Origin of the sequence: uncultured Campylobacter sp., assembly GCF_937890585.1 — a bacterium.
Classification (GTDB): domain Bacteria; phylum Campylobacterota; class Campylobacteria; order Campylobacterales; family Campylobacteraceae; genus Campylobacter_A.
Genome location: NZ_CALACG010000260.1, coordinates 1 through 5,667, shown reverse-complemented (window position 1 = coordinate 5,667; position 5,667 = coordinate 1). Strand labels below are relative to the sequence as shown.

The window sequence follows — 5,667 nt, the reverse complement described above, 5'->3', positions numbered from 1 at the left end:
GTGGGCTCGGAGATGTGTATAAGAGACAGCACATATAGAGACCACGGTGGCGTCGTTTTCATCGATTTAAGAGACGTTAGCGGGCTTATACAATTAGTTTGTGACCCTGCTGACAGCAAAGAAGCACACGACGTGGCTGCAAAAGTAAGAGATGAATATGTCTTAAAAGCAAAAGGTAAAGTAAGAGCTAGAGGCGAAGGACTGACCAATCCAAAGCTAAAAACTGGCGAAATAGAGGTGATAGTAAGCGAGCTCATTATCGAAAATCCAAGCGAGCCACTACCATTTATGATAGGCGATGAGAGCGTAAATGAGGACATCAGGCTAAAATACCGCTTTTTAGACCTAAGAAGCGAGCGCTTGCAAAATATCTTTAAAATGCGCTCTCGCGCGGCGATAGCAGCTAGAAACAGCCTAGATAAAATGGGCTTTATCGAGTTTGAAACTCCAGTTTTAACACGTGCAACTCCAGAAGGCGCAAGAGACTATCTAGTGCCAAGCCGTGTATATCCGGGCCAGTTTTACGCGCTCCCACAAAGCCCACAGCTATTTAAACAACTTTTGATGTGTTCTGGCTTTGATAAGTATTTTCAGATAGCAAAATGCTTCCGCGACGAGGACTTAAGGGCTGATCGCCAACCAGAATTTACTCAAATAGATATCGAAATGAGCTTTGTCGAGCAAGAAGATATCATAAATATGGCTGAGACGATGCTAAAAGACATTTTTAAAGCCTGCGGACACGACATCAAAACGCCGTTTAGACGCATGAGCTACAAAGAGGCGACCGAGACTTACGGCTCAGACAAGCCAGACCTCAGATATGATCTAAAAATGATCGATGTTATCGATATTTTTGAGCGCTCAAGCAATGAAATTTTTAGCTCTATCGCAAAAGATAAGAAGAAAAACCGCATAAAAGCGCTAAAAGTGCCAAATGGCGACAACATCTTTAGTAAGCGTGAGATGAATAGATTTGAGGAGTTTGTACGTAAATTTGGCGCGCAAGGCCTTGGATACTTCCAGATGAAAGAAGATGGTTTAAAAGGTCCGCTTTGCAAATTTTTCGAGCAAAGCGATCTTGACGAGATCGTCTCAAGATGCGAGCTAAAGGTTGGTGACGTCGTATTCTTTGGTGCTGGCAAGAAAAAGATCGTGCTTGATTATATGGGAAGATTTAGAATTTTCCTAGCAGAGCAAATGGGTATCATCGATCAAGACAGACTTGAGTTTTTATGGGTGCTTGACTTCCCAATGTTTGAGCAAAATGACGATGGCAGCTACTCTGCGATGCACCACCCATTTACTATGCCAAAAAATATAGATGAGCCTGATCTTGAAGACATCCTCTCTATCGCTCACGACGTCGTGTTAAACGGCTTTGAGCTTGGTGGCGGAAGTATAAGAATTCACAAAAATGACATCCAACAAAAGGTCTTTAAGCTTCTTGGCATAGATGAAGCCGAGCAGCGTGAGAAATTTGGCTTCTTGCTTGATGCCTTGACATTTGGTGCGCCTCCACATGGTGGTATCGCGATCGGCTTTGATAGGCTAAATATGCTTGTAAATAAAGCAAGCTCGATCCGCGACGTCATAGCCTTCCCTAAAACACAGCGCGCTCAGTGCCCACTCACAAAGGCACCAAGCTACGCTAGCAACGAACAGCTTAGGGAACTAGGACTAAGGATAAGAGAAAAAGAGCAAAAGGCTTAAAATTTGCCTTTAAAAAGAGATGGAATTTTGTCTTTAAATATTTTTCTTAGAAAAAATTCCATCCTAAATTTAAATTTATAAAAAGATGCCTCCAACTTGGCGGCTAATTAAATTAAAACTTGCCTAAGTAGTTTGAGATGATTTTTGTGGTTGCGACGTAAAATTTTGCGCAGATAAAACACTTAGTTCATCAAGCTAGATTTTACTAGCTCCGCAAAAAGCGCTCAAAAGACAAAGGCAATAAAAGGGAAAAAATGAAAAATTTATTTTTAATCATCGGCGCTCCAGGCAGCGGCAAAACAACAGACGCATCGATAATCGCACAGCATGATGAGAAATTTGCACACTTTTCAACTGGCGATCTTTTAAGAGCTGAAGTAGCTAGCGGTAGCGAGCTTGGCAAGCTTATAGACGGCTTTATATCAAAAGGAAATTTAGTCCCACTTGACGTTGTCGTAAATGCGATCGTCTCAGCTATCAAAAGCTCAAATAAATCAAACATCATAATCGACGGCTACCCAAGAAGCGTTGAGCAAATGACTGAGCTTGACAAAGTCTTAAGCGAGCAAGATGAAATTTCTCTAAAAGGCGTCATCGAAGTGGATGTTAGCGAAGATGTGGCAAGAGCTAGAGTGCTTGGCCGTGCAAGAGGCGCTGATGATAACAACGAAGTCTTTAACAACCGCATGAAAGTCTATCTTGATCCGATCAAGCCTATCCGCAAGTTTTACAGCGAAAAAGAGCTACTTCACGTAGTAAATGGCGAACGCGGCATCGACGAGATCGTAGCTGACATCAAAAATTTACTAGCTAAACTTATATAACTCACAGACCTTGCATCAAAAGGTGCAAGGTTTCAAAACTTACCTTTCATTAACATCAAAAATGTAATATCCTTTTAAAATTTCACAACCAATTTTAAAAGGATAAAAATGAAAAAAATCATCATCGCTTCACTAGCTGCTAGTATCGCAATGGCTGGAGGCTTCGCATCAAAACACCAAAGTGAGACGATAAGCGTAAAAGATGCTTTAAAGCTAAATGACGACGCCAAAGTCGTTCTTGAGGGCAAGATAAAGTCACATATCAAATCAGATAAGTATGAATTTATCGATAAAAATGGCGACGTTATCGTTGTTGAGATAGGCGACAAAAAATGGGGCAATGTAACAGCCAACGAAGATACGCTTTTAAGAATAAGAGGCGAGGTGGATAAAGACTTCACAAAAATGAAGATCGACGTAGGTAGCGTAGAGGTTATAAAGTAGTTAAATTTTACGCGTATTTAATGCAAAAAATACTAAAATCACGAAAATTTCTAATAAAAAGGACGAATATATGGACGTTTCAAAGATCAAATTTGGCTCAAACCCAGATAAAATCAATGCCGTAATCGAAATACCTTATGGCTCAAATATAAAATACGAGATCGACAAAGATAGCGGTGCAGTCGTAGTTGATCGCGTGCTTTACTCAGCGATGTTCTACCCAGCAAACTACGGCTTTGTGCCAAACACACTTGCAGCTGACGGCGACCCAGCTGATATTTTAGTGCTAAACGAGTATCCTCTCCAGGCTGGTAGCGTCATCCCTTGCCGCTTGATAGGCGTTTTGGTGATGGAGGATGAAGCAGGCATGGATGAGAAGCTTTTGGCTGTGCCAGTTACAAAGATCGATCCAAGATATGAAGCGATAAAAAGCTACGAAGATTTGCCAACTGCGACACTAAATAAGATCAAAAATTTCTTTGAAACTTATAAAATTCTTGAGCCAAACAAATGGGTAAAGGTGAAAGAATTTAAAGACGCAAACGCTGCAAAAGAGATTTTAGACGCTGCGATAAAAAATTATAAATAATTTATAAGCCCTATTTTAGGGCTTTTTCTTTTTAAATTTGTTCGTTTTATACGCCATATTAAAAAGGCTATTTTTATATTTAGATAAGCTTTTTCTTGTATAATACGATTTTCTTTCAACTGTGGGTTCATAGCTCAGTTGGTTAGAGCATCCGGCTCATAACCGGATGGTCCCAGGTTCGAGTCCTGGTGAACCCACCATTTTTAATACAATAATTTTTAAAAATATTCATTTTTTCAAATCATTTAAAGCGTTTAGTAGTTTTTAAATTTCGCTCATCAATAAGTTAATCTTCTAAAATTTAACGGTCTTTTTATTTGACACCGCATATTGTTATCTTTTTAATATATTACAGGCTTTAGTATGCCCGTCACTAGATTTTCATTTTTCAATATTCAAAATCATATTATAATACTCCAAAGAATCCTTATTTGGCTCCATATCTTTGTTTCGGGTTATTGTTTGGATAATTTCATGCGGAATATCACTAGACGACAAAACAGCACTCAATGCCATGTTTCTAGTGCTAGTTACAGGACAGTTTAAACCGGCTTGCACTAGTTTTACGCTAATAATTTGATTAAATTCTCTCATTTTTTGCAAAATAATAGATAGATCGTTATGTTTTCCAAAATTTCCGTTAAAACCTAGCTCATCAGCGATGCCGGTAGATATGCTTTCAAGATCCAATACTTTTTCTGCAAGCGCGCAAACCATTCTAAACTCATCAATATTATCCGTTTGAGCCAGCGAATACCAATCCGAGAAATTATTATTTTGCATTGCGTAGTTAAATAAATCGTTCCAAATACCTATATTTAAAGCTTTTGCTATATTTCTTGCTTTGTAGTTGGATATATTTTTCTTTACCAGTCTTTCCCAGTCATAATTTTTATTGCAAGCGATATTTGAAATTTGATCAATCAACTCGCCTTTTGTCTCTTTACTCCATCCAATTTCTTCCCAATCGTCTCTTATAAAATAAAAAATATCACAGAGCTTACTAAATTTATCTATATTCATATTTTGCTTTAAAGACTCTTCTATAAAAAGCTCCACTACTTCCTTTGCGTCCACATACTCAAAGATCTTATTTTCATGATCATCTATCAACCCACATATAATATCACCTGCACAATCATATAGATCATCATTCCACCCTTTTTTTATGTGATATAACAAATCTCCTCTACTTGCACAAATATAAGCAGTAAACTCACAACCCAAACTACATTTATAGCCATGATAGATCATCCAAGTTTTTATCTCATCATTGGTAGCATCAAGACCCTTTAAGTAATTCAATCTACCATATCCGTCGGTTAGTTTTGCCATTTTAAATACACTATCGTTTTTTTGTTTCATCTCAAATGAACATGTCGTATATATAGAAAAATCATCTGTCAATCCAAGAGTAAATAGTAAATAGTCTATCTCTTTAGACCCATAATACCATGTAGTACATATGCCAAATTTGATCGGTTCTTTATGCACAGCTCTTTTCATAAAAAATATACCGACTCTTAGTGCAGTTGAATACAGCTCATCGTCTTGAGAAATCATCTCCTCAAAATCATAGCCATATACGCAAGCGCTTTGTGTTAGTAAAAATTTATACAAATTTGCCAAACTAACTTCTAGCACACAGTCATCTATATTTTCTTTAGACGAAAAAATTGCGTGAATATCTCTAATCATAACAATGATTTTAGCAGCCACTTCCCTACCTTCATCACTATTCCAACCACTTAACGCTCCTGGAACAAATTTTAATTCTCTTAACTCACTCTTAGATAAATAATAGTCATTTTTATCTGGCATATCATATTGTTTTTCTATACTTAATTTGCCGTCTTGTATATTTTGTTCTATCCACTGCAATATTGATGTTTTGCCATCCAAAATATCACTTATCAATAGCTGAGCGTTTTCATCAATTTCAGATGACGCGCTTAAATTTGATTTATCATGGCTATTCACAACAACTCCTTTCACACAAATAATGTTATCAATTATAATCATTTTTACATATAAAAAGATTTATCTTTAAAAAAGTAGATATCTTTATATACAAGACAGTTGTAGTATATTTACAAC

General features: G+C 37.3%; 5 protein-coding genes and 1 tRNA gene. 5 read left to right on the top strand and 1 reads right to left on the bottom strand.

What is annotated here, in order from left to right:
* Positions 1 to 12: 12 nt before the first annotated feature.
* The 5 genes from aspS (at position 13) to Q0296_RS07870 (ending at position 3,770) form a co-directional block, all read left to right on the top strand.
* The gene (gene aspS / locus Q0296_RS07890) at positions 13 to 1,713 is read left to right on the top strand and encodes an aspartate--tRNA ligase (protein WP_298039045.1); all 1,701 of its coding nucleotides are present in this window, start codon (positions 13 to 15) and stop codon (positions 1,711 to 1,713) included.
* A 254-nt stretch (positions 1,714 to 1,967) separates the two neighbouring features.
* Positions 1,968 to 2,537, top strand: a complete 570-nt coding sequence (locus Q0296_RS07885) for an adenylate kinase (protein WP_004317610.1) — start codon at positions 1,968 to 1,970, stop codon at positions 2,535 to 2,537.
* A 108-nt stretch (positions 2,538 to 2,645) separates the two neighbouring features.
* Positions 2,646 to 2,981 (top strand): NirD/YgiW/YdeI family stress tolerance protein, encoded by a 336-nt coding sequence (locus Q0296_RS07880; RefSeq protein WP_298039041.1) that lies wholly within the window; start codon positions 2,646 to 2,648, stop codon positions 2,979 to 2,981.
* 70 nt (positions 2,982 to 3,051) lie between these two features.
* Positions 3,052 to 3,570: an inorganic diphosphatase gene (gene ppa, locus Q0296_RS07875; protein ID WP_009294194.1), complete on the top strand. Its 519-nt coding sequence runs from the start codon at positions 3,052 to 3,054 to the stop codon at positions 3,568 to 3,570.
* A 123-nt stretch (positions 3,571 to 3,693) separates the two neighbouring features.
* Positions 3,694 to 3,770, top strand: a tRNA-Ile gene (locus Q0296_RS07870).
* A 181-nt stretch (positions 3,771 to 3,951) separates the two neighbouring features.
* Here the strand turns inward: Q0296_RS07870 and Q0296_RS07865 are convergent.
* Positions 3,952 to 5,550: a hypothetical protein gene (locus Q0296_RS07865; protein ID WP_298039036.1), complete on the bottom strand. Its 1,599-nt coding sequence runs from the start codon at positions 5,548 to 5,550 to the stop codon at positions 3,952 to 3,954.
* Positions 5,551 to 5,667 lie beyond the last annotated feature (117 nt).

Coding starts and splice junctions, on each gene's coding strand:
- aspS (WP_298039045.1), top strand. CDS start 13: ATGTGTATAAGAGACAGCACATATAGAGACCACGGTGGCGTCGTTTTC.
- Q0296_RS07885 (WP_004317610.1), top strand. CDS start 1,968: ATGAAAAATTTATTTTTAATCATCGGCGCTCCAGGCAGCGGCAAAACA.
- Q0296_RS07880 (WP_298039041.1), top strand. CDS start 2,646: ATGAAAAAAATCATCATCGCTTCACTAGCTGCTAGTATCGCAATGGCT.
- ppa (WP_009294194.1), top strand. CDS start 3,052: ATGGACGTTTCAAAGATCAAATTTGGCTCAAACCCAGATAAAATCAAT.